Source organism: Enterococcus sp. AZ048 (assembly GCF_051715125.1).
Classification (GTDB): domain Bacteria; phylum Bacillota; class Bacilli; order Lactobacillales; family Enterococcaceae; genus Enterococcus_A; species Enterococcus_A gilvus.
Genome location: NZ_JBIOTD010000001.1, coordinates 1,519,563 through 1,544,584, shown reverse-complemented (window position 1 = coordinate 1,544,584; position 25,022 = coordinate 1,519,563). Strand labels below are relative to the sequence as shown.

Annotated in this window: 21 protein-coding genes and 2 riboswitches; of the genes, 19 read left to right on the top strand and 2 right to left on the bottom strand. The window is 42.5% G+C overall.

What is annotated here, in order from left to right; genetic code table 11:
- Positions 1 to 69 precede the first annotated feature (69 nt).
- Entirely contained in the window at positions 70 to 987 is a 918-nt protein-coding gene (locus tag IGI66_RS07555; RefSeq protein ID WP_438848324.1) for a magnesium transporter CorA family protein, read from the bottom strand.
- A gap of 245 nt (positions 988 to 1,232) precedes the next feature.
- A riboswitch (purine riboswitch) is annotated at positions 1,233 to 1,330 on the top strand.
- Between the two features lie 76 nt (positions 1,331 to 1,406).
- Here IGI66_RS07555 and IGI66_RS07550 point away from each other — a divergent pair.
- From IGI66_RS07550 to purB, 5 genes are all read left to right on the top strand, one after another.
- The gene (locus IGI66_RS07550; RefSeq protein WP_010780670.1) at positions 1,407 to 1,988 is read left to right on the top strand and encodes a xanthine phosphoribosyltransferase; all 582 of its coding nucleotides are present in this window, start codon (positions 1,407 to 1,409) and stop codon (positions 1,986 to 1,988) included.
- A gap of 1 nt (position 1,989) precedes the next feature.
- The gene (locus IGI66_RS07545; RefSeq protein WP_438848322.1) at positions 1,990 to 3,276 is read left to right on the top strand and encodes a nucleobase:cation symporter-2 family protein; all 1,287 of its coding nucleotides are present in this window, start codon (positions 1,990 to 1,992) and stop codon (positions 3,274 to 3,276) included.
- 243 nt (positions 3,277 to 3,519) lie between these two features.
- A complete protein-coding gene (purE, locus tag IGI66_RS07540) occupies positions 3,520 to 4,008 on the top strand; it encodes a 5-(carboxyamino)imidazole ribonucleotide mutase (RefSeq protein WP_438848320.1) in 489 nt (162 codons plus the stop codon).
- Entirely contained in the window at positions 4,001 to 5,122 is a 1,122-nt protein-coding gene (purK, locus tag IGI66_RS07535) for a 5-(carboxyamino)imidazole ribonucleotide synthase (RefSeq protein WP_174293644.1), read from the top strand. The genes purE and purK overlap by 8 nt, the downstream gene beginning before the upstream one ends.
- 75 nt (positions 5,123 to 5,197) lie before the next feature.
- Positions 5,198 to 6,493: an adenylosuccinate lyase gene (gene purB / locus IGI66_RS07530; RefSeq protein WP_086303735.1), complete on the top strand. Its 1,296-nt coding sequence runs from the start codon at positions 5,198 to 5,200 to the stop codon at positions 6,491 to 6,493.
- 37 nt (positions 6,494 to 6,530) lie between these two features.
- Here the strand turns inward: purB and IGI66_RS07525 are convergent, their stop codons facing one another.
- A complete protein-coding gene (locus IGI66_RS07525; protein ID WP_438848317.1) occupies positions 6,531 to 6,902 on the bottom strand; it encodes a hypothetical protein in 372 nt (123 codons plus the stop codon).
- A gap of 257 nt (positions 6,903 to 7,159) precedes the next feature.
- Here IGI66_RS07525 and purC point away from each other — a divergent pair, with 257 nt between their 5' ends.
- The 14 genes from purC (at position 7,160) to mgtA (ending at position 24,644) form a co-directional block, all read left to right on the top strand.
- The gene (purC, locus tag IGI66_RS07520; protein ID WP_086303737.1) at positions 7,160 to 7,876 is read left to right on the top strand and encodes a phosphoribosylaminoimidazolesuccinocarboxamide synthase; all 717 of its coding nucleotides are present in this window, start codon (positions 7,160 to 7,162) and stop codon (positions 7,874 to 7,876) included.
- A gap of 2 nt (positions 7,877 to 7,878) precedes the next feature.
- Entirely contained in the window at positions 7,879 to 8,133 is a 255-nt protein-coding gene (purS, locus tag IGI66_RS07515; protein ID WP_010780677.1) for a phosphoribosylformylglycinamidine synthase subunit PurS, read from the top strand.
- A 1-nt stretch (position 8,134) separates the two neighbouring features.
- Entirely contained in the window at positions 8,135 to 8,815 is a 681-nt protein-coding gene (purQ, locus tag IGI66_RS07510) for a phosphoribosylformylglycinamidine synthase subunit PurQ (RefSeq protein WP_301516324.1), read from the top strand.
- Positions 8,815 to 11,034, top strand: a complete 2,220-nt coding sequence (gene purL / locus IGI66_RS07505) for a phosphoribosylformylglycinamidine synthase subunit PurL (protein ID WP_438848315.1) — start codon at positions 8,815 to 8,817, stop codon at positions 11,032 to 11,034. Before purQ ends, purL begins: the two co-directional genes overlap by 1 nt.
- Entirely contained in the window at positions 11,019 to 12,458 is a 1,440-nt protein-coding gene (gene purF, locus IGI66_RS07500; protein WP_010780680.1) for an amidophosphoribosyltransferase, read from the top strand. The genes purL and purF overlap by 16 nt, the downstream gene beginning before the upstream one ends.
- 105 nt (positions 12,459 to 12,563) lie before the next feature.
- A complete protein-coding gene (gene purM / locus IGI66_RS07495) occupies positions 12,564 to 13,607 on the top strand; it encodes a phosphoribosylformylglycinamidine cyclo-ligase (RefSeq protein ID WP_438848312.1) in 1,044 nt (347 codons plus the stop codon).
- Entirely contained in the window at positions 13,604 to 14,176 is a 573-nt protein-coding gene (purN, locus tag IGI66_RS07490) for a phosphoribosylglycinamide formyltransferase (protein WP_438848310.1), read from the top strand. The genes purM and purN overlap by 4 nt, the downstream gene beginning before the upstream one ends.
- Positions 14,177 to 14,345: 169 nt before the next feature.
- Positions 14,346 to 15,878 carry a bifunctional phosphoribosylaminoimidazolecarboxamide formyltransferase/IMP cyclohydrolase gene (purH, locus tag IGI66_RS07485; protein WP_438848308.1) on the top strand — a complete coding sequence of 511 codons (1,533 nt, stop codon included), beginning with the start codon at positions 14,346 to 14,348 and terminating at the stop codon, positions 15,876 to 15,878.
- Between the two features lie 15 nt (positions 15,879 to 15,893).
- On the top strand, positions 15,894 to 17,141 hold the full coding sequence (gene purD / locus IGI66_RS07480) for a phosphoribosylamine--glycine ligase (RefSeq protein ID WP_438848306.1): 1,248 nt from the start codon (positions 15,894 to 15,896) through the stop codon (positions 17,139 to 17,141).
- 211 nt (positions 17,142 to 17,352) lie between these two features.
- Positions 17,353 to 17,781 carry a DUF3788 family protein gene (locus IGI66_RS07475; protein ID WP_314580739.1) on the top strand — a complete coding sequence of 143 codons (429 nt, stop codon included), beginning with the start codon at positions 17,353 to 17,355 and terminating at the stop codon, positions 17,779 to 17,781.
- 276 nt (positions 17,782 to 18,057) lie between these two features.
- Positions 18,058 to 19,035: a GMP reductase gene (guaC, locus tag IGI66_RS07470; RefSeq protein ID WP_086303744.1), complete on the top strand. Its 978-nt coding sequence runs from the start codon at positions 18,058 to 18,060 to the stop codon at positions 19,033 to 19,035.
- Between the two features lie 116 nt (positions 19,036 to 19,151).
- Positions 19,152 to 20,573, top strand: a complete 1,422-nt coding sequence (locus tag IGI66_RS07465; protein WP_438848304.1) for a PLP-dependent aminotransferase family protein — start codon at positions 19,152 to 19,154, stop codon at positions 20,571 to 20,573.
- A complete protein-coding gene (locus IGI66_RS07460) occupies positions 20,574 to 21,305 on the top strand; it encodes a nitroreductase family protein (RefSeq protein ID WP_010780689.1) in 732 nt (243 codons plus the stop codon).
- A 37-nt stretch (positions 21,306 to 21,342) separates the two neighbouring features.
- Positions 21,343 to 21,507, top strand: a riboswitch (M-box (ykoK) riboswitch).
- Positions 21,508 to 22,037: 530 nt separating this feature from the next.
- Positions 22,038 to 24,644, top strand: coding sequence for a magnesium-translocating P-type ATPase (mgtA, locus tag IGI66_RS07455; protein ID WP_438849283.1), 2,607 nt, complete (start codon positions 22,038 to 22,040; stop codon positions 24,642 to 24,644).
- Positions 24,645 to 25,022: the final 378 nt, after the last annotated feature.

Below are 25,022 nucleotides of genomic sequence, written 5' to 3'. Positions count from 1 at the left end.
GATTTACTATGTTTTTGAATAGTAAAATGCCGATCGGCTTTTTATTTGATTTTATAACGTAGGGATCAGTCAAGCATCGTAATCTTTTTTGAACAGGTAAACGCCGCTGACAATGGAGACGATCAATGCTAAAAGGACGACCATGATTGAGCCTATTTCAGAATCATGCCATAGGAGTCCGCCTGTATTGATCCCCCATAGACTGAAGATAAGTGTGGGCAGTGCAAGAAGCAAAGAAGCCGTATTTAAAAACTTCATTAATTGGTTTAGTCGGTTGTCCATCATGCTGTCGATCAAGCCGCTGATCGAACTCAGCATTTCGCGGTAGATCTGCACAGAAGTGGTTGCTTGCTTTGTCTGCAATTCGATTTCGATCGCTAAATCTCTATCGGATGAGACAAGACGTGAATCTAGTAGCTGGTTAATGGTTTTCCGCTGCTCTTTTAAGAGGTTGTCGATATAGACAAGATTTTTCTCAGTATGCGTCGTTAATTCGAGAATGTTTTTATTGGAGCCGTTGGAGGTCCCTTGGCTGATTTCTTCGATGGTTTTTCGTTGTTCCTTCAAAAATGTCAGATAGTGCTGGTTGATGGTTTGCAGCAAGTGAAGGATCAGCCCAGCCTTAGTAAAGATTTCCGATTGATAGGCCTGCAATACTTCATCCATCAGCGATTGTTCACTCACGGTGATCAAGACATCCGAAGTGAGGAACACAGTAACGGTCGAAGAGAGGGATTCTGGTTCGTCGATAGACTCAATATTAACAAACAGCATCAAGCAGAGAGGGGTATCATTTTCTGTCTGGAATTTCTTGAAAAAGGACACATTGGAATACTTTTCACCCAATGAGAAAAAGTTTCCAGGCAGGTTATAATCCTTCCGCAAACGGTTTTTTTCTTCGTCTGTAGGATTGGAGACAGATAACCAATTTTTTTCGGTGGTACTTTCTTGTATGCCTTTATTTGAAATGGAAAAGAAATTAATCAATGGAAAAGCCTCCTTGTCTCTTTCTGATAGTGATCTAATCATCTCAAATTGAGGAATGAATGCCAATTATTTTGAATCGATTCCTTGTTTCACTCGTCTTTCTTCCATCAAAGAATAGGAAAATACTTTTTTTAAAGTGAGACAGTCATGGAATTCAACTATCAATCTTCTCATTTAAAGCAATTCCAGTTTACAGATCGTTTCAATCTGCTATAATATTTTCATATTTCATAAACTTCAGTGAAAATTTTCATTAGAAGTGAACTTATATATCGTCATAATATGGATGACAGTTTCTACCTTGTGCCGTAAACGCAAGACTATAAGTAAAAATCGTACGGTTACGTACCTTTTTTGCTTTGCAGATGAGGTGCGTTTTTTGTATTAATCAAAAAACGACAAGAAAAGGAGAAATAATAATGAGAGAATTGACAGATCGCATCAAGGAAAATGGCCGCGTTTTAGGTGAGGGCGTATTGAAAGTGGATGAGTTTGTGACACACCAAGTTGACCCTGAATTGATGGATGCCATGGGCAAACGTTTAGCAGAAGTGTTTGAAGAGAAAAACATCACTAAAGTAGTGACGATCGAAGCTTCAGGGATCGCACCTGCTGTATACGCCGCTCAAGCATTAAAGGTGCCAATGATCTTTGCTCGCAAATCGAAAAGCTTGACGATGGATGAAGAGCTGCTGACAGCCTCGGTTTATTCATTTACAAAACAAGTAACCAGCACGATTTCGATTTCTCGTAAATTCCTTTCTGCAGAGGACAATGTCTTATTAGTCGATGATTTTTTAGCCAACGGACAAGCCGCTAAAGGATTGATTGAACTGTGTCAACAAGCTGGAGCAACTGTTGCCGGAATTGGTATTTTGATTGAAAAATCCTTCCAAGACGGCCGTCAGCTGATTGAAGACATGGGCATCCCAGTTGTTTCCTTAGCGAGAATCGCTTCCTTACATGACGGTAAAGTAACGTTTATCGAGGAGGACGCATAGAGTGACAAGTGAAACAGGAAATGGAAAATCAGCAGTTTTAGGTTTGCAGCATCTTTTAGCCATGTATGCTGGCGCGGTCGCAGTACCCCTTTTGATCGGAACAGGTTTGGGATTCAATGAAGCCCAAATGACGTATTTGATTTCGATCGATATTTTTATGTGTGGCGTAGCAACGCTCTTACAATTAACAGTCAACAAGTTTTTTGGGATCGGCTTACCAGTTGTTTTAGGATGTGCGATTCAAGCAGTTGCGCCGTTGATCCTGATTGGTCAAACACATGGGGTAGGAACGGTTTACGGATCGATCATCGCCGCAGGGATATTCGTTGTTCTAATTTCCGGTTTCTTTTCAAAGGTAGAAAAATTATTTCCGCCAATCGTGACGGGTACGGTCATTACGACGATCGGGCTAACATTGATTCCCGTAGCAATCACTAAAATGGGCGGCGGCGATGCTGCGGCGAAAAGTTTTGGCGATCCGACAAACTTGATTTTGGCATTTGTAACGATCCTATTGATTTTAGCCGTGCAAGTCTTTGGTCGCGGATTTATCCGTTCGATCGCTGTATTGGTGGGATTAGTCGGAGGCAGTGTTTTAGCTGCGCTGTTAGGTCAAGTGGACCTGACAGCTATCGGACATGCGCCGATGTTCCATGTTCCGCAACCTTTTTATTTTGGCACACCCAAATTTGAGCCATTTTCTATTTTATTAATGATTATTATTTCAATCGTAAGCATGGTTGAATCAACTGGGGTGTACTTTGCATTAGGAGATATCGTCGGGAGAGAAGTAAAAGAAGACGATTTGAAACGCGGCTATCGTGCTGAAGGATTGGCTGTCATTTTAGGTGGGTTATTCAATACCTTCCCGTATACAGGCTTTTCACAAAATGTGGGATTGGTTCAATTGTCTGGCATCAAAACACGACGTCCCATTTATTTCTCCGCCATCTTTTTAATTATCTTGGGACTATTCCCGAAAGTCGGGGCATTAGCTCAAATCATCCCTGAGCCTGTTTTAGGCGGGGGCATGCTGGTCATGTTCGGTATGGTAGCTGTTCAAGGAATGAAAATGCTGTCGAAGGTCAATTATAATGATGAAAAAAATCTCTTGATCATCGCCATCTCCATTGGATTCGGCTTAGGCTTCAACGCTATGCCAATGCTGTTTTCAAAACTCCCTGAAACAGTTCAAATGTTTACTGGGAACGGCATCGTGATGAGCAGCGTATCTGCCATTGTTTTGAATTTGCTCTTTCATGGCTACAAAAGAGAGAAAAACGACTGAATAAAACACAGCTTCGGCTGTGTTTTATTTTATCCGATAAAAACACGAACAATATATTAAAAAACTCTATTAATATTCGAATTGTCTTTTGACTTCATACATTGGACTTGCTAGAATAAACGTGAATAATAAAAGAACAATTGCTCATCGAGTCTCTTATTTTGATCTGTCAGGAAAAGTGAATGACAGAACTTGAAGTAAACAGCTCGGAGCAGGTAGTTAGTGACTAGAAGGGAGCAATTTATGAAGCCGGAAATTGCAGTTATTATGGGGAGTACCTCAGATTGGGAAACAATGAAGCACGCGTGTGACAGCTTAGATGAATTGGAGATCTCTTATGAGCAGCGTGTTGTTTCAGCGCATCGCACACCCGACTTAATGTTCGACTTTGCGGAAAAGGCACGAGAACGCGGCATCAAGGTGATTATTGCTGGAGCAGGGGGCGCCGCTCACTTGCCAGGAATGGTCGCTGCAAAAACAACCTTGCCAGTGATCGGTGTGCCGGTTCAATCGAAGGCGTTGAACGGATTGGATTCCTTATTGTCTATTGTTCAAATGCCTGGAGGCGTCCCCGTGGCTACCACAGCGATCGGAAAAGCTGGTGCAACAAACGCAGGACTACTTGCGGCTCAGATGCTTTCAATGTATGATAAAAAAGTAGCTGATCGTTTAGAAAAAAAACGTCAGCAAATGACAGAAACTGTATTGGAAAGTAGTGAGCAACTTGGTTAAATCGTTAAAACCAGGCTCTACGATTGGTATCGTAGGCGGAGGACAATTAGGCCGAATGATGGCTATCAGCGCAAAGGAAATGGGCTTTCGCACAGGAGTGATCGATCCGACGGAGGATTGTCCGGCTGCGCAAGTATCCGATTGGCACATTGTGGCCGATTATGATGATCAGATGGCATTGGAAGAAATGGCCCGCAGATCACAGGTAATTACGTATGAATTTGAGAATGTGGATGTGGATACGATCAACCATATTCAACATTACGCAAACATTCCTCAAGGGACAGATTTGTTAGCGATCAGCCAAGATCGTTTAATGGAAAAATCCTTCTTGGAAAACAACAATATCGTTATCGCACCGTATGCAACAATTATTAGTCCGACAGATATTCAAGATGCCATCGAAGGGATCGGCTATCCTTGTGTCCTAAAAACGACGCGCGGAGGATACGACGGCCATGGACAATATGTCTTAAAAAGTACGGCCGATTTGGCTCCTTCAATGAACCTTTTACGTCAAGGAACCTGCGTCTTGGAAGCGTGGATTCCTTTTGAAAAAGAATTGTCTGTCCAGGTAGCAGGAAATAATATTGGCGATTACGTCACATTTCCAGTAGTTGAAAATGTCCATCGAAACAATGTTCTCCATGAAACGATCGCACCGGCTGGGATCGATGCAGCCGTTGCAAAAGAGGCGAGCCGGATCGCGAAAGTAATCGCTCGTGGGGTAGATCTTGTAGGAACGCTTTGTGTGGAGTTTTTCTTGACCAAAGCAGGCGCGTTGTATGTAAATGAAATCGCCCCTCGTCCACACAATTCAGGACACTACACGATTGAAGCTTGTACCATGAGCCAATTCGATGCGCATATTCGCGGGATCTGTGGGTGGCCTTTAAGCGAACCAAAATTATTATCAAACGCTGTAATGGTCAATGTCTTAGGCGAGAATCTCTTGAAAACCTATGAATTGATCGATCTATGGCCAGACTGGCACTTTCATTATTATGGTAAAGCCATGCCGAAAAAGGGTCGTAAAATGGGGCATGTCACTATCTTGACTGAAAGCATCCAACGAACACTAGACGATATCAAGAAAACGGAAACGTGGGATTAAACCAGTTGTAAAAGGATTACGAACGTTACGTAAAAAAAGTATCGAAATAACAAGTATGTTAAAAGGGAGAATACAATGATAGATCGCTATACAAGAGCTGAAATGGGAAATATCTGGAGTGACGAAAATCGCTATAAAGCATGGCTGGAAGTTGAAATCTTAGCCGACGAGGCATGGGCAGAGCTTGGTGAGATCCCGAAAGAAGATGTTGAAAAGATTCGCGCAAACGCGGGGTTCGACATTGATCGTATCTTAGAGATCGAGCAATCGACAAAACATGATGTCGTTGCCTTCACACGTGCCGTTTCGGAAACATTGGGCGAAGAACGGAAATGGGTTCATTATGGATTGACCAGCACCGATGTCGTGGATACGGCGTATGGGTACTTGTATAAACAAGCCAATGATATTTTACGCCAAGATTTGCAAGACTTTTTGACTATTGTCGGCGAAAAAGCGAAAGAGAACAAGAACACAGTAATGATGGGACGGACCCACGGTGTTCATGCCGAGCCAACTACGTTTGGTCTGAAATTAGCGACGTGGTATTCAGAGATGAAACGCAATATCGAGCGCTTTGAGCATGCGGCTAAAGGGGTAGAAGCTGGGAAAATCTCAGGGGCTGTAGGAACATTCGCGAACATCCCGCCTTTTGTTGAAGAATATGTCTGTGAAAAATTAGGTATTCGTCCGCAAGAAGTATCGACTCAGGTATTGCCTAGAGATTTACACGCGGAATACTTTTCAAGCTTAGCTTTGATCGCTACGTCAATTGAGCGCTTTGCGACAGAAATTCGTGGTCTGCAAAAATCTGAAACCCGTGAAGTGGAGGAATTTTTCGCAAAAGGACAAAAAGGTTCTTCTGCTATGCCTCACAAGCGCAATCCGATTGGTTCTGAAAACATGACTGGGTTGGCCCGTGTTGTAAGAGGTCACCTGATCACTGCCTTTGAAGACGTGGCTTTATGGCATGAACGAGATATTTCACATTCATCAGCAGAACGGATCATTACTCCAGATACAACGATTCTTGTGGATTATATGCTGCATCGCTTTGGCACGATCGTTAAAAATCTGACCGTGTTCCCAGAAAATATGAAGCGCAACATGCAGGCGACATTCGGGTTGATTTATAGCCAACGCGTGCTATTGAAATTGATCGATAAAGGAATGACTCGAGAAGAAGCCTATGATCTAGTGCAGCCGAAAACAGCTTACGCATGGGATCATCAAGTGCAATTCCGTCCGTTGCTTGAGGAAGATGAGAAAATCACGAAGGTATTGTCCGAATCTGATTTAGACGATGCATTTGACTATAATTATCATTTGAAAAATGTCGATAGCGTATTTGAACGTGTAGGTCTTAAATAAAAAAAATCTCTTGCCGAAGGGCAAGAGATTTTTTGTTTCACGCATAAGAGTAAACATCTACGAAACAACTTTCATGAAGTTCCTGTAATAAGCAATCCACCAACTGATACTCATAAGAATGGGTGTTTAATAGAATCTCGATCCGATAAGAATTCTTCAAAAACGAATGATCCTTAAATTGTTTGATCACTAAGGTATCTTGTGCTTGATTAGAGAAATTTAAACATTGCATCGCTTGAGATTGCTTTGGATGCAACATTTTTTTTAAATTTCGGTATGAGTAAAAACTGGTTCCTTGATTGAGATTGTGTGTAGTATCTAGTCCCAATAAGACATTAAGCAATTGTTGTTTTTCTGTTTCTTCCATTGAATTAAGAAATGTATGAGCTGCTGCACCCGCGTCTAGCATAAGCGATTCCTCCATCTAATTCATTCGAGTTTAATATAGCATCATTTGCTTAAAATGTAAACGTTATCTCTTAGTGGTTAAGATAATTCCAAGTGATAGGATCAACTAAAACACGAACGTTATACAGTTTTTATGGTTATAATATCCGATAAATCGTTGAAAAAGTGAGGGGCAGTTGTTACACTAAAGATGAAGTTGATAAACGAACGATTTAAACATTATGTTTCATAATGTTCAGAAAAAAGGGGCGCACGAACGTGGAAAAAACGACTTTATTGTATGAAGGCAAAGCAAAAAAATTATTTAAAACAGACGATCCAGCGATTGTTTGGGTCGAATACCTCAATCAGGCAACTGCTTTAAACGGTGCAAAAAAAGATCAAATTAGCGGTAAAGGCGAACTTAATAACCAAATCACTGCTCAAATTTTTAATTTTTTAAAAAGTAAAGGAATCAACAATCACTTTATCGAACTACTGTCGGAGAAGGAACAATTGATTCAGACGGTCGAGATCATTCCATTGGAAGTAGTGGTAAGGAATGTTGCAGCGGGAAGTTTTTCAAAACGATTGGCGATACCAGAGGGAACCCCACTGAATAGACCCATCGTAGAATTTTATTATAAAAACGATGCGCTGGACGATCCAATGATCATTGAGGACCATATTGAATTCCTGCAACTTGCAACGACGGATGAGATTGCCCAGTTGAGAAAAATGGCTTTAGAAGTCGACGAAGCATTGACGGCGCTATTTGACTCGATGGATATTACGCTGATTGACTTTAAATTAGAGTTTGGTCGTCAGAAAGATGGGTCGATTTTACTAGCAGATGAAGTTTCTCCGGATACTTGCCGTTTATGGGACAAGAAAACGAAGGAACATTTAGACAAAGATATTTATCGTCGTGACTTAGGAGATATTATCCCGGTATACCAAGAAGTACTAAATAGATTAGAAAAGCGAGGAGAATAAGAATGTATTTTGTGAAAGTTTATGTTACGTATAAGGATTCTGTGTTAGACCCCCAAGGAGAAGCAGTAAAGGGTGCGGTTCATCGTTTAGGCTATGATGAGATCGAAGAAGTACGTATCGGGAAATATTTTGAAATCAAAGTGGCGAAAAATGACCGCCCTGTAGAAGAAATGATTGAAGAAGTTTGTGACAAATTATTAGCCAACGTAAACATGGAGACGTATCGCTACGAAATTTTGACAGCGGAGGAAGTGTAGCATGAAATTTGCAGTCATTGTATTTCCCGGTTCAAATTGTGATTTGGATATGTACTGGGCAATGAAGGAAATCATGGGAGCAGATTGCGAGTATGTTCGATATGATTCCGACAGTCTAGAAGGGTTTGATGGCGTATTGCTTCCAGGCGGATTCTCTTATGGAGACTACTTACGCTGCGGTGCAATCGCTCGGTTTGCGTCGATCATGTCGGAGGTTATTCGGTTTGCTGAAGAAGGAAAGCCTGTTTTTGGGACCTGTAATGGGTTTCAGATCTTGACAGAAGCTGGTCTTTTACCTGGTGCGCTGCGTCGCAATGATTCCTTGAAATTTATCAGCAAGATCACACCACTCACTGTTGTGAATAACCAAACAAAATTTACTTCTGAATATGAAGCGAATGAAACGATCCAAATTCCTGTTGCCCACGGTGAAGGAAGCTATTATTGCGATGAAGAAACTTTGGCTGAGCTAAAGGCGAACGATCAAATCGTCTTCACTTATGAAGGTGAAAACATCAACGGAAGTGTCGCAAATATCGCAGGGATCACGAACAAGGCAGGAAATGTCTTAGGGATGATGCCGCATCCAGAACGAGCAATGGAGACATTACTGGGTTCTGATGACGGAAAGAAATTCTTCGCTTCAATACTAACTAATTTTGGAAAGGTGACTGCAAACTAATGATGAAAGTTGAACCTACAGCTCAAGAGATCAAAGATCAGCGCATTTATGCTGGATGGGGGTTGACTGATGAGGAATATCGCCTGATTTCCGAGGACATCCTTGGCCGCCTTCCAAATTATACAGAAACGGGCTTATTTTCAGTTATGTGGAGCGAGCATTGTTCGTATAAAAATTCGAAGCCTGTATTACGCAAGTTCCCAACAGAGGGGGCGCAAGTGTTGCAAGGACCCGGAGAAGGTGCTGGGATCGTAGATATTGGTGATGGACAAGCGGTTGTTTTTAAAGCAGAAAGCCACAATCATCCTTCCGCAGTCGAACCATATGAGGGGGCAGCAACAGGTGTTGGCGGGATCATTCGCGACATTTTCAGTATGGGTGCCCGTCCGATCGCTATTTTAGATTCATTGCGTTTCGGTGAGTTAACTACCGCACGTACGAAGTATTTATTAGAAGAAATCGTTGCAGGAATCAGTGGTTATGGAAATTGTATCGGTATTCCGACTGTCGGCGGAGAAGTGGCATTCGATGCTTGTTATGAGGGGAATCCATTAGTCAATGCGATGTGTGTGGGCTTGATCGACCATAAAGATATCCAAAAAGGCCAAGCAAAGGGCGTTGGCAATTCGATCATGTACGTTGGGGCTAAAACGGGTCGAGATGGTATTCATGGCGCAACGTTTGCTTCTGAAGAATTTGTTGAAGGGGAAGAACAACAGCGTTCAGCCGTTCAAGTTGGCGATCCCTTCATGGAAAAACTTTTATTAGAGGCATGCTTGGAATTGATCTTAGAGCATTCGGATATTTTGGTCGGAATCCAAGACATGGGAGCGGCCGGCTTGGTTTCTTCCAGTTCAGAGATGGCTTCAAAAGCCGGCTCTGGGTTAAAACTGTATTTGGATGATGTCCCGCAGCGAGAAACACAGATGACCCCTTACGAAATGATGCTTTCGGAATCACAGGAGCGGATGCTGATTTGTGTGGAACAAGGACACGAAGAGGAAGTTGTGGCATTGTTCAAACGCTATGAGTTGGATGCAGTGACTATCGGTGAGGTAACGGATGACGGGATGTACAGCTTGTATCATCACGGAGAGGAAGTCGCGAATTTGCCCGTTGATGCATTGGCTGAAGATGCGCCTGTGTATGAAAATGAAAAACGCGAACCCGCACGTATCCAAGAATTCGCAGCGATGGCTGATTTTAAACCAGAGGTTTCCGATGGGACAGAAACATTATTGGCGTTATTGCAGCAGCCGACGATTGCTTCAAAGAGAATGATCTATGAGACCTATGATTCTCAGGTTCGAACAAATACGGTTGTCAGACCCGGGAGTGACGCCGCTGTTTTACGGGTTCGTGGAACAAATAAAGCCTTGGCGATGACGACTGACTGTAATGCCCGGTACTTGTATTTGAACCCTGAAGTAGGCGGTCAAATCGCAGTTGCAGAAGCGGCACGTAATATTATTGCTTCTGGCGGACAGCCTCTGGCGATCACAGACTGTTTAAATTACGGTTCTCCAGAAAAACCAGAAGGCTTCTGGGAATTGTGGACTTCGGCAGACGGTATTTCAGCGGCTTGTCGTACATTGAATACACCAGTTATTTCAGGAAATGTGTCTATGTACAATGAGACGAACGGGAAAGCGATTTACCCAACACCAATGATTGGTATGGTGGGCTTGATCGAGGACTTAGCTCACATTACGACTCAGGAGTTCAAGAATGCGGACGACTTGATCTATATTATTGGCGAAACAAAGGCCGATTTCAATGGAACTGAAATTCAAAAAATGCAAACAGGAAAAATTGAAGGAAAATTGATGGACTTTGATCTCGCTGTCGAAAAAGCAAATCAAGACTTCGTTCTTGCTGCGATCAAAGCGGGTCTCATTGAAAGTGCTCATGACTGCGCAGAGGGCGGATTGGCAGTAGCCATCGCTGAGTCAGCATTCACGAATCATTTAGGTGTTGAGATTACTGTAGATATGCCTATCGAAACTCTTTTTGCAGAAACTCAATCTCGTTTTGTTCTATCGGTAAATCCAGAGAAGCAAGCGGACTTTGAGGCTTTAGCAGGGAAGAAAGCTTTGAAGGTCGGCAAGGTGACGAATTCCGGGAACTTATGCATGAGCGCTGTGGGCGGTGAGATCACAGTCGCTACAGAGGAAGCTGAAAAATTATGGGAGGAAGCCATTCCATGTCTAATGAAGTAAAAAGTTTAAATGAAGAGTGTGGCGTTTTCGGCATCTGGGGTCACCCAGATGCTGCACGCGTCACTTATTTTGGCTTGCATAGTTTGCAGCACCGTGGTCAAGAAGGTGCTGGAATCGTTAGTAATGACAGCGGCAAATTAATGAGTACTCGTGGTCTAGGATTGTTGTCTGAAGTCTTTAAAGATGAGCGCCAGTTAAACCAGTTAACAGGGCAAGCAGCGATTGGTCATGTGCGCTATGCGACGGCAGGAAACAGCAGTGTCGATAATATCCAGCCTTTTTTATTCAATTTCTATGATGGGGATTTTGCGTTAGCTCATAATGGAAATTTGACCAATGCAAAAAGTTTGCGAAAGGAATTGGAAATTGATGGAGCTATCTTCCATTCAAACTCTGATACTGAAATTTTGATGCACTTGATTCGCCGCAGTCAAAAGGAAACGTTGTGTGAACGAATGAAGGAGGCCCTGAACACGGTCAAGGGCGGCTTCGCTTACCTGATGCTGACAGAAGAATCGATGGTGGCGGCACTTGACCCTAACGGCTTTCGCCCGTTGTCTATTGGACAAATGGTCAATGGCGCGTATGTCGTAGCATCGGAAACGTGTGCGCTGGAAGTCGTTGGGGCCACGTTTATTCAAGATGTGAATCCAGGCGAGATCATCACGATCAACGATGAAGGCCTAAAAGTCGAACACTTTACGAAAGAGACACAACACGCCATTTGTTCAATGGAATATATTTATTTTGCCCGTCCCGATTCAAACATTGCTGGCGTGAACGTTCACAGTGCGCGCAAAAACATGGGGCGCATTTTGTCACAGGAAGACGGCATTGATGCAGATATGGTGGTGGGTGTCCCAAATTCATCCTTATCAGCGGCAAGCGGCTACGCAGAAGAGTCAGGCATCCCTTATGAAATGGGGTTAGTAAAAAATCAATATGTCGCCAGAACGTTTATCCAGCCAACTCAAGAATTGCGGGAGCAAGGGGTGCGGATGAAGCTTTCAGCTGTCCGAGGTGTCGTTGAGGGGAAACGAGTTATTATGGTGGATGACTCGATCGTCCGCGGGACAACGAGCCGCCGCATCGTAAACTTATTAAAAGAAGCAGGTGCGAAGGAAGTTCACGTGCGCATTGCTTCGCCTCCTTTGCGCTATCCTTGTTTTTACGGGATTGACATACAAACCCGCAAAGAACTGATTGCGGCCAATCATTCAATTGAAGAAATTCGCGAACTGATCGGTGCAGATTCTCTTTCTTTTTTAAGTGAAGAAGGACTGATCAACGCTATTGGGTTACATTTTGACGCACCCTATTCAGGGTTGTGCATGGCCTATTTTAACGGAGACTATCCGACACCGTTATACGATTATGAGGCACATTACCAAGCAACACTGAAGGAAAAGACTTCGTTTGTCTAAAGCGGCTGATATCGAAGGGCCAGGCGCATGATAGATGCGGTAAAGGGTCTATAAATTTTCTGTTTTTCTAAATGAACCAACTAAAACGAATAAGGGGCGAAACGAGTGGGAAATGCATATTCCAGAGCTGGTGTAGATGTTGAGGCCGGTTATGAAGTAGTGGAGCGTATCAAAAAGCATGTGAAAAGGACCGAAAGATTAGGCGTCATGGGTGCCATCGGCGGATTTGGCGGCTGTTTTGACTTGAGCCAATTCGATGTAAAAGAGCCTGTTCTAGTCTCAGGAACAGACGGGGTCGGAACAAAATTGATGGTAGCGATTCAGGCGGACAAACATGATACGATCGGGATCGATTGTGTCGCTATGTGTGTGAACGATATCGTAGCACAAGGAGCAGAACCGCTATACTTTCTAGATTACATCGCAACAGGAAAAAATGTACCTGCGCGATTGGAACAAGTGGTTGCTGGTGTTGCGGAAGGCTGTGTGCAAGCAGGAGCAGCCTTGATCGGTGGAGAAACTGCTGAGATGCCGGGAATGTATGGTGAAGACGATTATGATCTTGCAGGGTTTACAGTGGGAATCGCTGAGAAAAGCCAAATGATCACCGGCGAGAAAATTTCGGAGGGCGACATCTTAGTTGGTTTGCCTTCTTCAGGAATTCATTCAAATGGCTACTCCTTAGTTCGGAAAATTTTCTTTGAAACGAATCATTTTTCATACGACGAGAAGCTGCCGGAGCTTTCTGGCACTCTCAGCGATGAAATTTTGAAACCAACAAAGATTTATGTTGACGCAGTAATGCCTCTGATCAAAAAGAAATTAGTGAATGGGATCGCCCATGTGACGGGTGGCGGCTTTGTAGAAAATTTACCAAGAATGCTGCCGGACGCATTGGCTTGCGAGATCCACTTAGATGCGTGGCCTGTTTTACCGATCTTTGACGCGCTGGCAAAGTATGGAAAAATTCCTGAAATGGAAATGTACGAAATTTTCAATATGGGCATTGGAATGGTCTTGGCTGTTTCTCCAGAAAAATTAGACGCTGTCAAAGCAGATCTCACTGAACGAAACGAAGCCTTCTTTCTAATCGGCAAAGTGACGAAAAAAGAGGAAGCAGCGATTCTTTTCAAAGGGAAAAAAATATGAGAATAGCCGTTTTAGCTTCAGGAAATGGGTCGAATTTTGAAGTGATCGCTCAGGCCGTCAAAGATAAAGAAATCCCGGCCGAGTTGGTTTTGTTGTTTTCTGATCATCGCGATGCCTATGTGTTAGAACGAGGTAAGAAATTTTCGATTCCTTGTGAGAGCTTCGAGTTGAAAGAGTTTCCTGATAAGAAAAGTTACGAGGCAGCCCTGTTAAAGGAATTGAAGGCTTACGAGGTTGAATTGGTCGTATTAGCGGGGTATATGCGCATTATCGGCGAAGACTTGTTAACAGCATTTCCGAATCGGATCGTCAATATCCATCCAGCCCTGCTCCCTGATTTTCCAGGTTTACACGGGATCAGAGATGCCTATGAGGCAGGGGTAAAGGAAACAGGCGTGACGATTCACTATGTCGATCGCGGCGTGGACACAGGACCGATCATTGCTCAAGGAAAAGTATCTGTCGCTGAAACAGACAGCTTGAGTGATTTAGAAACGAAGATCCATGCAGTTGAACACCAGCTTTACCCTCAGATTTTAGCAGAAATTGTAAAAGAATCTGACAACTGAGAAGTTTACACATACTAAGCGAATCGCTCTAAAACTTTACAAATGTAAAGAAAAAGCGAGAAAAACTTTTCAATTGAAAAGTCCAATGCTTAATTGCTTGGTATTCGATACACGTATTTAATCGTTCACAAACAAAATGAATTCATTACTATGAATAAGGAGAATCATAATGACAAGAGCATTGATTAGTGTTTCAGATAAAACCGGAATTGTAGAATTTACTAAAGGATTGATTGACGCAGGGATTGAGATTATTTCTACTGGCGGGACTAAAAAAGTACTAGACAATGCCGGACTATCGACCTTGAGTATTGACGAAGTTACTGGTTTTCCAGAAATGATGGACGGCCGCGTGAAGACGCTGCATCCAAAAATCCATGGTGGGTTATTAGGCCGCCGCGATCTAGCAAGTCATTTAGAGGCAATGCAGGCGCAGGATATTCTGCCGATTGATTTTGTTTGCGTAAATCTCTATCCATTTAAAGAAACGATCTCTAAAGCAGACGTCACGGAAGCAGAAGCGATTGAGAACATTGATATCGGCGGGCCAAGCATGCTTCGTTCCGCTGCGAAAAACTTCGCATCGGTAACGGTCGTTGTTGATCCAGAAGATTATTCACTTGTGTTAGCGGAAATGCAAAGCAATCAGGTGACTACGTTAGAAACGCGGAAACGTTTAGCGGCGAAAGTTTTCCGTCACACTGCGGCCTACGATGCCTTAATCGCAGAATACTTAACGAATCGTGTAGAAGAGCTGGAACCAGAAAAAATGACGTTGACCTATGAGCTGAAGCAAACGCTGCGGTATGGGGAAAATAGTCATCAAACGGCTGCTTTTTATCAAAATGCCCGACCGGTTCCTTATTCGATTGCCAGTGCGGAACAATTACACGGGAAAGAATTGTCCTACAATAATATTAAGGATGCCGATGCGGCTATTCGTATTGCCAGAGAATTTTCCGACCCTACTGTAGTGGCACTGAAGCATATGAATCCATGTGGGATCGGTAGCGGCCGAACGATTGCAGAGGCGTATCAATTTGCATATGAGGCAGACCCTACTTCTATCTTTGGCGGTATCTTAGTCGCGAATCGTGAAATCGACGTAGAAACAGCAGAAGAAATGCACAAGCTATTTTTAGAAATCATTATTGCTCCAAGCTTCAGCAAGGAAGCCTTTGACGTATTATCAAGCAAGAAAAACCTGCGTTTAATGACGTTGGATTTCAGCAACACGAACAGCGATCAGCAAGAAGTGGTGTCTGTTCTAGGCGGCTTGCTTGTTCAAGAGCAAGATGTTGTGACAGAAATTCCAGAAGAATGGGAAGTAGCCACAGATCGGAAACCAACAGACGAAGAGCTGAAGGCATTGGCATTTGCTTGGAAAGCCGTGAAGCATGTAAAATCGAATGCGATCGTTGTCGCAAACGCTCATCAAACCGTCGGCGTTGGTGCAGGTCAAATGAATCGAGTAGGCTCCGTAAAAATTGCTCTTGAAGAGGCAAAAGGCCGGATGGAAGGGGCAGTTTTAGCGAGTGATGCTTATTTCCCAATGGATGACAGTGTAGAATACGCGGCACAGCATGGAATCAAGGCGATCGTTCAGCCGGGTGGAAGTATTCGTGACAAGGATTCAATCGCGATGGCTAATAAATATGGCGTAGCGATGGTCTTCACGGGCGTTCGTCATTTCAAACATTAATTTGAGGAGGATTCAATGAAGGTATTAATTATTGGCAGCGGCGGACGTGAACATGCGATTGCGAAAAAAATGCTGGAAAGTCCGCAGGTAACAGATGTCTTTTGTGCAAAGGGCAATCCTGGCATGAAAAAGGACGGGATTCAGCGCGTCGATATTGCAGAAGATGATCACGAAGCGCTGATCGCATTTGCAAAAGAACAGGGCATCGCTTGGACCTTTGTAGGACCTGAGATTCCGCTATTAAATGGGATCGTGGATGATTTCCAAAAAGCTGGATTAAAAATATTTGGTCCGAATAAAGCAGCCGCAATGATCGAGGGTTCCAAGGAATTCGCGAAAAAACTCATGGTGAACAATCAAATCCCGACAGCGGAGTATGAAGCCTTTACTGACTATGAGGCAGCGTGCGCGTATGTCAGAGAAAAAGGCGCACCCATCGTCATTAAAGCGGATGGGTTGGCAGCGGGCAAAGGCGTTACTGTTGCACTCACCTTAGACGATGCGCTGCAAGCATTGAAAGAAATGATGACGGATCATCGCTTCGGTGAGAGTGGTGACAAAGTCGTGGTGGAAGAATTTTTAGCGGGGGAAGAATTTTCACTACTCGCATTTGTAAAGGACGAAGAAGTCTATCCAATGGTCATCGCTCAGGACCACAAACGTGCTTATGACGGCGATCAAGGTCCAAATACTGGTGGGATGGGGGCCTATTCACCAGTCCCGCAAATTTCTTCAGAGATGGTAACGTCTGCGTTAGAAAAAATAGTCAAGCCAGCCGCTTTAGGAATGATCAAAAACGATACGCCCTTTACAGGAATCTTATATGCTGGACTGATCGCGACAGAAAAAGGGCCAAAAGTCATTGAATTCAATGCTCGCTTTGGTGATCCTGAAACACAGGTTGTCCTTCCTCGACTGACAAGTGATCTTGCACAGATCATTGATGATTTGCTGAACAATCGTAAGCCAGAGCTGACTTGGAGCGAACGAGCGTCAGTGGGCGTCGTATTGGCGGCAGAAGGCTATCCGAATGACTATAAAAAAGGGATGGACATACCAACCTTCAATGACCAAGTGACCGTCTATTATGCAGGAGTCGCTGAAAAGAATGAGGCAACCGTGGCTTCAGGCGGACGAGTACTCTTAGTAGAAGCAGAAGCCGACACGATTGAAGCAGCGCAAAAGAAAGTATACCAAGCGTTGGATGAAGCTACTACCAAAAACTATTTTTATCGCCGGGATATTGGTGATAAATCAAAATAATTAAAAAAGGCCGACGGGTCTTTTTTTTTGGTTATAGGAGTAACCGGATTAAAAAAATGACAGTTTTCATTAAAAATGGTAAACTGAATATGAAAAAAACGTTAAAAGAATATATGAAATTGAAGAAAAATAAAAAGAATTTAACTCATACAACCATTGCATTAGTTAGAATTATTTTTCGTTCCACAGCGTATTGAAAGAGGCGAGGACTATGGAAAGAAAACGATCCAAGGCTGATGATGAAAAGAGAGAACTCCAGACGATCTTATCAGGATTGCCAAATTCCCAATATCTAAAAATCTTATTAGCTCAGATCATGAGACATTATGATCCGAAAATCACATACATATTCCAAAAAAAATCAGGCTGGCAATTAGTGATCGAGCAATACAACGGTCTACTTTGTCAAATCAAGATCCATGAAAACTATTTCTCCGTGAGCACTCCCTTCCCAGACTTTGGTATAAGCTATTTGACTCCGATGGTAAAGGTGATGTCGAAGGAGTTTAAGGAAAAATTTGAAGACGTGTCAAAAAACACGCAGAAAATCGAAATGAATGTGACAAACGAAGAAGAAATGGAAGATGTTATCTTTTTAATCAGTCTACAAGCGAAAAAATTAAGAAGTGCTTTAGTATAAAAGGTAATGTTCGTGTTTTTTGCGATAAAATTTAAAATCAGCTTGCTTTTTAACCGGATATGTTGTAAATTACATAGGGCGATACTGCCCTATGTTTTTTTATTGTTCGCGATTTACACGTATCAGGTACTGTTAAGAGGGCATGTATGCATCGACTGACAGTTGTAACGTTTGTTTTGTGTAAAGCTTCGCGCGACGAGAACACGGTCATTTTTCATAAGTAAAAAAATGACGAGAATAAAACGAGATAGCTAAGTTATCCATTGGAGGCCATTTATGAAAGTATTTGATTATGAAGATATTCAGTTGATCCCCAACAAATGTATTGTGAACAGCCGATCAGAATGTGACACGACTGTTAAACTAGGGAAATTCAGTTTTAAAATGCCTGTTGTACCAGCCAATATGCAAACGATCATCGATGAAACGATTGCTGAATTTTTGGCAGAAAATGGGTATTTCTATATTATGCATCGTTTTTATGAAGAGGAGCGAATTCCTTTCATTAAAAAAATGCAAGCGCGCGGGTTGTTTACATCAATCAGTGTCGGCGTCAAAGGCTACGAATATGATTTTGTAAAACAGTTAGCTGAAGAGAAGTTGAACCCTGATTTTATCACGATCGATATTGCTCATGGTCATTCAGATGCGGTCATCAATATGATCAAACACATAAAAACATACTTGCCGGAAACCTTCGTTATCGCTGGAAATGTCGGCACGCCAGAAGCTGTACGTGAATTGGAAAATGCCGGAGCCGATGCGACAAAACTAGGAATTGGACCGGGAAAAGTATGTATTACTAAAATTAAAACAGGCTTTGGTACGGGCGGATGGCAGTTAGCTGCGTTAAGCTGGTGTGCTAAAGCAGCGCGGAAACCAATTATCGCAGATGGCGGGATTCGTACACATGGCGATATTGCGAAATCTATTCGCTTTGGTGCAACGATGATCATGATTGGTTCTCTATTTGCTGGACACGAGGAATCTCCTGGGGAAACAATGGTGGAGGAAGGCGTTGTATACAAAGAATACTTCGGTAGTGCTTCTGAATTCCAAAAAGGCGAAAAGAAAAACGTGGAAGGCAAGAAAATTTGGATACCTTATAAAGGTTCTTTAAAAGACACTTTAGTAGAAATGCAGCAGGACTTGCAATCCTCTATCTCCTATGCTGGTGGCAATGACTTAGAAGCCTTGCAAAAAGTAGATTATGTTGTCGTTAAAAATTCGATTTTTAATGGCGATACCATTTAAAAGATTTTAAAAAGACTCCTGTCGTTTGGTTGGCAGGAGTCTTTTTCTTTGTGCAATTGACATGAAAATAGAATTGGATTAATGTTAAATCATCCAATTATAAACGGGGGATGACCATGTGGGAACTAGCAGAAAATAAGTCTACGCCGATTTATCAACAAATCATTGAACAAATTATTACGTATATCCAAGAGGGAACCTTGAAACCAGGCGATAAATTACCGGCAGAACGGAAGCTGGCAGAACATTACCAAGTGAATCGGTCAACCGTCGTTCACGCACTGGATGAGCTGGTCAGTCTTGGCTGGATCTTGCGTCGGCAAGGCAGTGGGACAGTGGTGAATGAAGGAAATTGGGGACGCAGTACGACTCCCCGGGTCGATTGGCGCCGACTATTCACGCAGGAATCGCACCCTAAAGAGTCTTTTCTAGATAAAATCCAGCCCTTATTGTCTGATCCTGAGGCAATTGATCTTTACTCAGGAGATCTGCCCCTCAATTTGATCCCTGATTTTCGATTTCCCTCATACACGTGGGAAGAGTTACTGTTAGAGGAGCAAAAACAAAGCCCTCTTGGCTACCGGCCGTTGCAGCAGATTATTTGTCAGCGAATTAAACTAGAACAAAAAATCGACGTTTCGGCAAATCAAGTCTTGATTACTTCTGGCGCACAACAAGCGATGTTCTTATTGCTGCAGGTGATGTTACAAAGTGGTGATAGCGTGGCGATTGAGGACCCTTCTTTTTTATACTCACTGCCGATCTTCGCAAGTGCCGGTGTTAAATTGTATGGCGTAGAGATGGATCAAGAAGGGATGCGTATCGATAAGCTGGAGCAGCTCATCCTGACTAAGAAAATAAAATTGATTATTCTGAACCCAACCTTTCAAAATCCGACTGGGACGACCATGTCAGAAAATCGACGAAAAGAATTGATTGCACTTAGTCATAACTATCAGATACCGATCGTGGAAGACGAAGTGTTTAGCGAAATGAACTTTATCGATCTGCCGCCGTCTTTAAAGGAGCTAGCACCGCATCAAGTCATCCACTTGGGTTCACTCTCTAAATTGTTGGGTTCGTCCATCAAAATTGGCTGGGTCGTTGCTGATCAAGATCTGATTCAACGGTTGTCCGAGGCAAAACAAATGATGGATTTTTCGATCAGTATTTTCCCCCAAGTAATTGCTCATACAGCATTAACAGACGCGCACTTTGAAAAAAATCAGGAAGCGCTCGTGACAACCTTGAAGCAAAAGGCTCATGACTTCGCTGCGGCATCGGATCAGATCGCAGACGATTGGGCAATATCAAAAATCGATGGCGGCATCTATGTGTATTTGACCTGGAAACATCAGCGTTTGACGAGAAAAGATTGGGAGATTTTTCTAAGAGAAAAAATAGCGATAGCCCCCGCATTCCTTTTTAGTAATGATACAATGGCAATGAGGGTGAATTATACTCGGCTGACGAAAAAAACACAGAAACAGTTTTTTGATCAGTTAAAACGTATTTCAAGAGAATTAAGGAGGAGTTAAATGGAAGCATTGGAGATTTTAAATCAGCACCGGACCTATCGAAGCTTTGATGAAACGTATCAATTATCAGAGGAGGAACTGCACAAAATCCTAAACGCAAGTCGACAAGCGCCTAGTTGGATGAACGGTCAAATGTATAGCATTGTCGTAATTAGAGATCAAGAAATAAGAAAACAACTGGTAGCGATGAATCCCGGAAATCCTCATATGCTCCACAGTTCGGCCTTTTTAGTTTTTGTAGCAGATTTAAAACGCACGGAGAAAGTTGCGCGCCATTATGGCACCGATTATCCTATTGATTCCGGCTTAGACCCATTGATAACGGCGGTCACTGATACAGCATTGGCATTAGAAAATGCCGTGATCGCAACAGAAGCCTTGGGATTGGGATCTGTTGTTGTCGGCTCCATCCGAAAAGATATTTCAGAAGTCAGTAGACTGTTAAACTTGCCTGATTACGTGATGCCTGTGGCTGGACTAAGTATCGGAAAGCCAAATGTAGAGATGAGAATCAAACCACGTTTACCGGAAGAGGCAGTTGTCCATTATGACACTTACCAAGAATACGACTATGGATTGATCGAAACCTATGATGATACGATGGAGAAATTCGCGGAAGCTCGCGAAACAAAACGTTGGAGTAAAAAATTCGCCGACTATTTTGGTGCTGCACCTAATAAAAAAGTAGATGAATTTCTGAAAATGAACAAGTTTTTTCAGCCAAATATTTGACACTTCGTTTTAAGTACCCTATAGTGAGAATGTAAATAAGAATAATTGTTAGGTGAGGCTCCTATATGGACACAGGCTACTGCCCAAAAATGTCGAGAGACGCCAATGGGTAGAACAGGGATCATCGTGAAGGTGATTCATAACGTAGCTGACAACTTTTGTCTACGCCCTATAGTGCTAAAGCTCGACGATGAACATGAATGATTTTTCGCGCGTGCTCATTTTCGAGCACGCGCTTTTTGTCAGTTTTTCTTCCTGCGTTAGCAGGTTAGAAAAATGATAAGCGTACGAAGATAAACGTATTTTTCTGCTCTTTGAAAAATACGATCCATAAATATGAGCAAGCAGCGAGTTCGACCACAAACTTCAGCGCGTTAGTAGAATCGTATGCGTACGAAAATAAACGTATTTTTCGCTCTTCGAAAAATACGATCCATAAATGTGAGCAAGCAGCGAGTTCAACCACGTATCATAGAGCGCGTTAATTTCAGTGAAAGAATAAAATCCTTCACGCAGTCTTACTATAGAAGCATTTGTAATGGATGAACAATTATTGCGCACATGGACATGGCTGCGGCAGCTAGTCAAAATGTTGAATCTCTATACGTTTCACTTAGACAAAAATATAAGATCGAAAGGATGTGAGGAAGATGGATCATGAGGATAGTCGACCGAAAAGCAAATACGATAGGACTACTTCGATTGTCCTGAATTTTAGGAGGAACCATTATGATGAACAAAAAAAACCTTCTTGCTCGCAAAATCAATAAAGATCAAGAATTAAAAAAACTAGCAATTTTACCTGACCGTGACCTTTTTCTAAACTTGCGAACATCTTTACAGGGCTTATCCGAAGAAGATGCGAAAAGTCGTTTGGAAGAATACGGTCCAAATGAGGTTTCCTCACAAAAGCCGACGCCTGGCATGTTATTATTCCTTCAATCCTTTAATGATCCATTTGTCTACGTACTGGCGCTATTAGCAATTGTTTCTTTACTGACGAATGACCTAGAAGCCGCAGTTGTAATGACGATCATGATCTTGGCCAGCGTCTTGATAACCTTTATTCAAGAATACCGTTCGCAAAAAGCGAGTATCGAATTAAAAGAAATGATTGAAAACACCGCAGCAATCACGCGGAACGGAGAAACAAAAGAAATTCCGATGGATGAAATCGTACCTGGTGACATTTTGACGTTAGCGACTGGCGACATGATCCCAGCAGATGCCGTGTTGATTTGGACGAAAGACCTTTTCGTCAACCAATCATCGTTAACGGGAGAATCAATGCCCGTTGAAAAATACCTTGCAGAAGAAAACGAAGTAACAGAAGAAACAACGGCATTGGACTTAACGAATCTGGTATTTATGGGAACAGATGTGTTGAGTGGTCAAGGGAAAGCAATTATTTTAAAAACCGGACAACAAACATTTTTTGGAGATATTGCCAGAAACGCGACCTCAAAGCGTGGAAAAACGTCCTTTGATATTGGGTTAGCTAAGGTCAGCAAGCTGTTGTTACGGATGGTCATGGTTTTATTCCCGCTTGTTTTCTTGATCAACGGTTTAACAAAAGGGGATTGGAGCAGCGCCTTCTTCTTCGCGATTGCCGTAGCTGTCGGTTTGACTCCTGAAATGCTGCCAATGATCGTCAGCTCTAACTTGGCTAAGGGTGCTTTGACACTTTCGAAACACAAAGTGATCGTAAAAGAATTAGCCTCTATTCAAAATTTAGGAAGCATGGATGTTCTCTGTACAGATAAGACAGGGACGATCACTGAGGATCGCGTGGTTCTTGTAGAGCATCTTGATCCATTGGGAAATGAAAATGAACAAGTCTTAGATTTAGCATTCATGAATTCCACCTATCAAACAGGTTGGAAAAATCTGATGGATATCGCTGTTATTAATTATTTTGAAGAACAAGACCGTCAATTGCCGTATCAAGCGGTTCAAAAGATCGATGAAATTCCCTTTGACTTTTCGCGCCGTCGTTTAACGGTTGTCATGAAAACAGATGATCATCAATTAATGATCACTAAGGGTGCCGTGGAAGAGATGGCGGAGATTTGTAAATATGTAGAAATTAATGGAGAGATTTTGGAGCTTACTTCTGAGATTCGCCACCAATTGCAAACGGTGAATGAAAAGATGAACCGTCAAGGAATGCGGGTCATCACTGTGGCTGTTCGTCGTGACGCACATGATGAAGCTATCTATTCTACTGAAGATGAAAAAGACATGATCTTGATCGGCTTCATGGGATTTCTGGACCCAGCGAAGGCTTCAGCAAAACCAGCCATCAAATCCCTTCATCAGCATGGGGTAGTGGTGAAAGTCTTGACTGGAGACAACGCGATCGTCGCGCAAAAGGTTTGTCAGGATGTAGGGATCTCAGCAGATGATTACCTATTAGGAAACCAAATAGACGACATGTCGGAAGATGAATTATATCAAGCCGCAGAAAAAATCAATTTATTTGCGAAACTAAATCCTATGCAAAAGTCTCGGATCATTGAATCGTTGCAAAGTAAAGGTCATACTGTGGGCTTTATGGGAGATGGAATCAATGATGCTCCCGCTTTAAGAAAAGCGGATGTAGGGATCTCAGTAGATACAGCGGCGGATATTACAAAAGATGCCAGCTCGATCATTTTACTAGAAAAAAGTTTGGGTGTTCTTGAGAATGGTGTCATTGAAGGCCGCCGTGTCTTCAGTAATATGATGAAATACATCAAGATCACGATCAGCTCGAACTTCGGGAATGTGTTCTCTATTCTGATCGCAAGTGCCTTCTTGCCATTCTTGCCTATGCTGTCGATCCAATTGCTATTGCAAAATTTAATCTATGATTTCGCGCAATTGACGATTCCTTGGGATAATGTGGACGAGGAAGAATTGCAAGTACCAACGAAGTGGGAAACAAAAGGTCTCCTGAAATTTACTGTGTGTATCGGTCCGATCAGTTCCGTTTTTGACATCATTACGTTTTTAGTTATGTGGTTTGTTTTTGGTGCCAATACAGTCGGGACACAGAACCTGTTCCAAACAGGATGGTTCATGATCGGGTTAACGACACAAGCATTGGTCGTTTTGATGGTTCGGACGAGAAAAATTCCATTTATCCAAAGTCGGCCAGCGCCACAAGTGTTCATTAGCTTACTGATGGCAGTAGTTGTAGGAATACTTGTCGTATTAACCCCGATCGCTGAACAATTTGATTTTGTACATTTGCCAACTAGTTATTGGTTCTGGTATGTCGGAATCGTGATCGTTTATATGCTAGCCACGCAATTAGGAAAAGTTCTTTATATCAAACTTGCTAAAGAATGGATCTGAACTATAACAGAATAGCCTGTGTTGCTATTCTGTTTCTTTTATTGTGAAAAAAGGCAACAATCCCAAAGACTTGAGGAGCGATCCTTGAGTCTTTTTTTGACTTTTCAGACAGGAAGTATCGACTGATCGACCAAGAATTGCTGTTCTTTTGGAGTATCCAACTTTATTTGAAAATTATAAGAAGAAAATCCGCTTTAAACAGGCTGAATGGTCTTTCACATGGCTAAAAGGTGAAACGCTTCAATTCGTTCAAAACCAGTGAGCAAGTTTGTTGTCATTTGACTATAAAAATGCTAATTTAGAGAAGAAGGGGCAATAGCAATAATACAGATTGACTTGCTGTTGCACTGATAACAAGACTGAATTTACTTAAGAGAG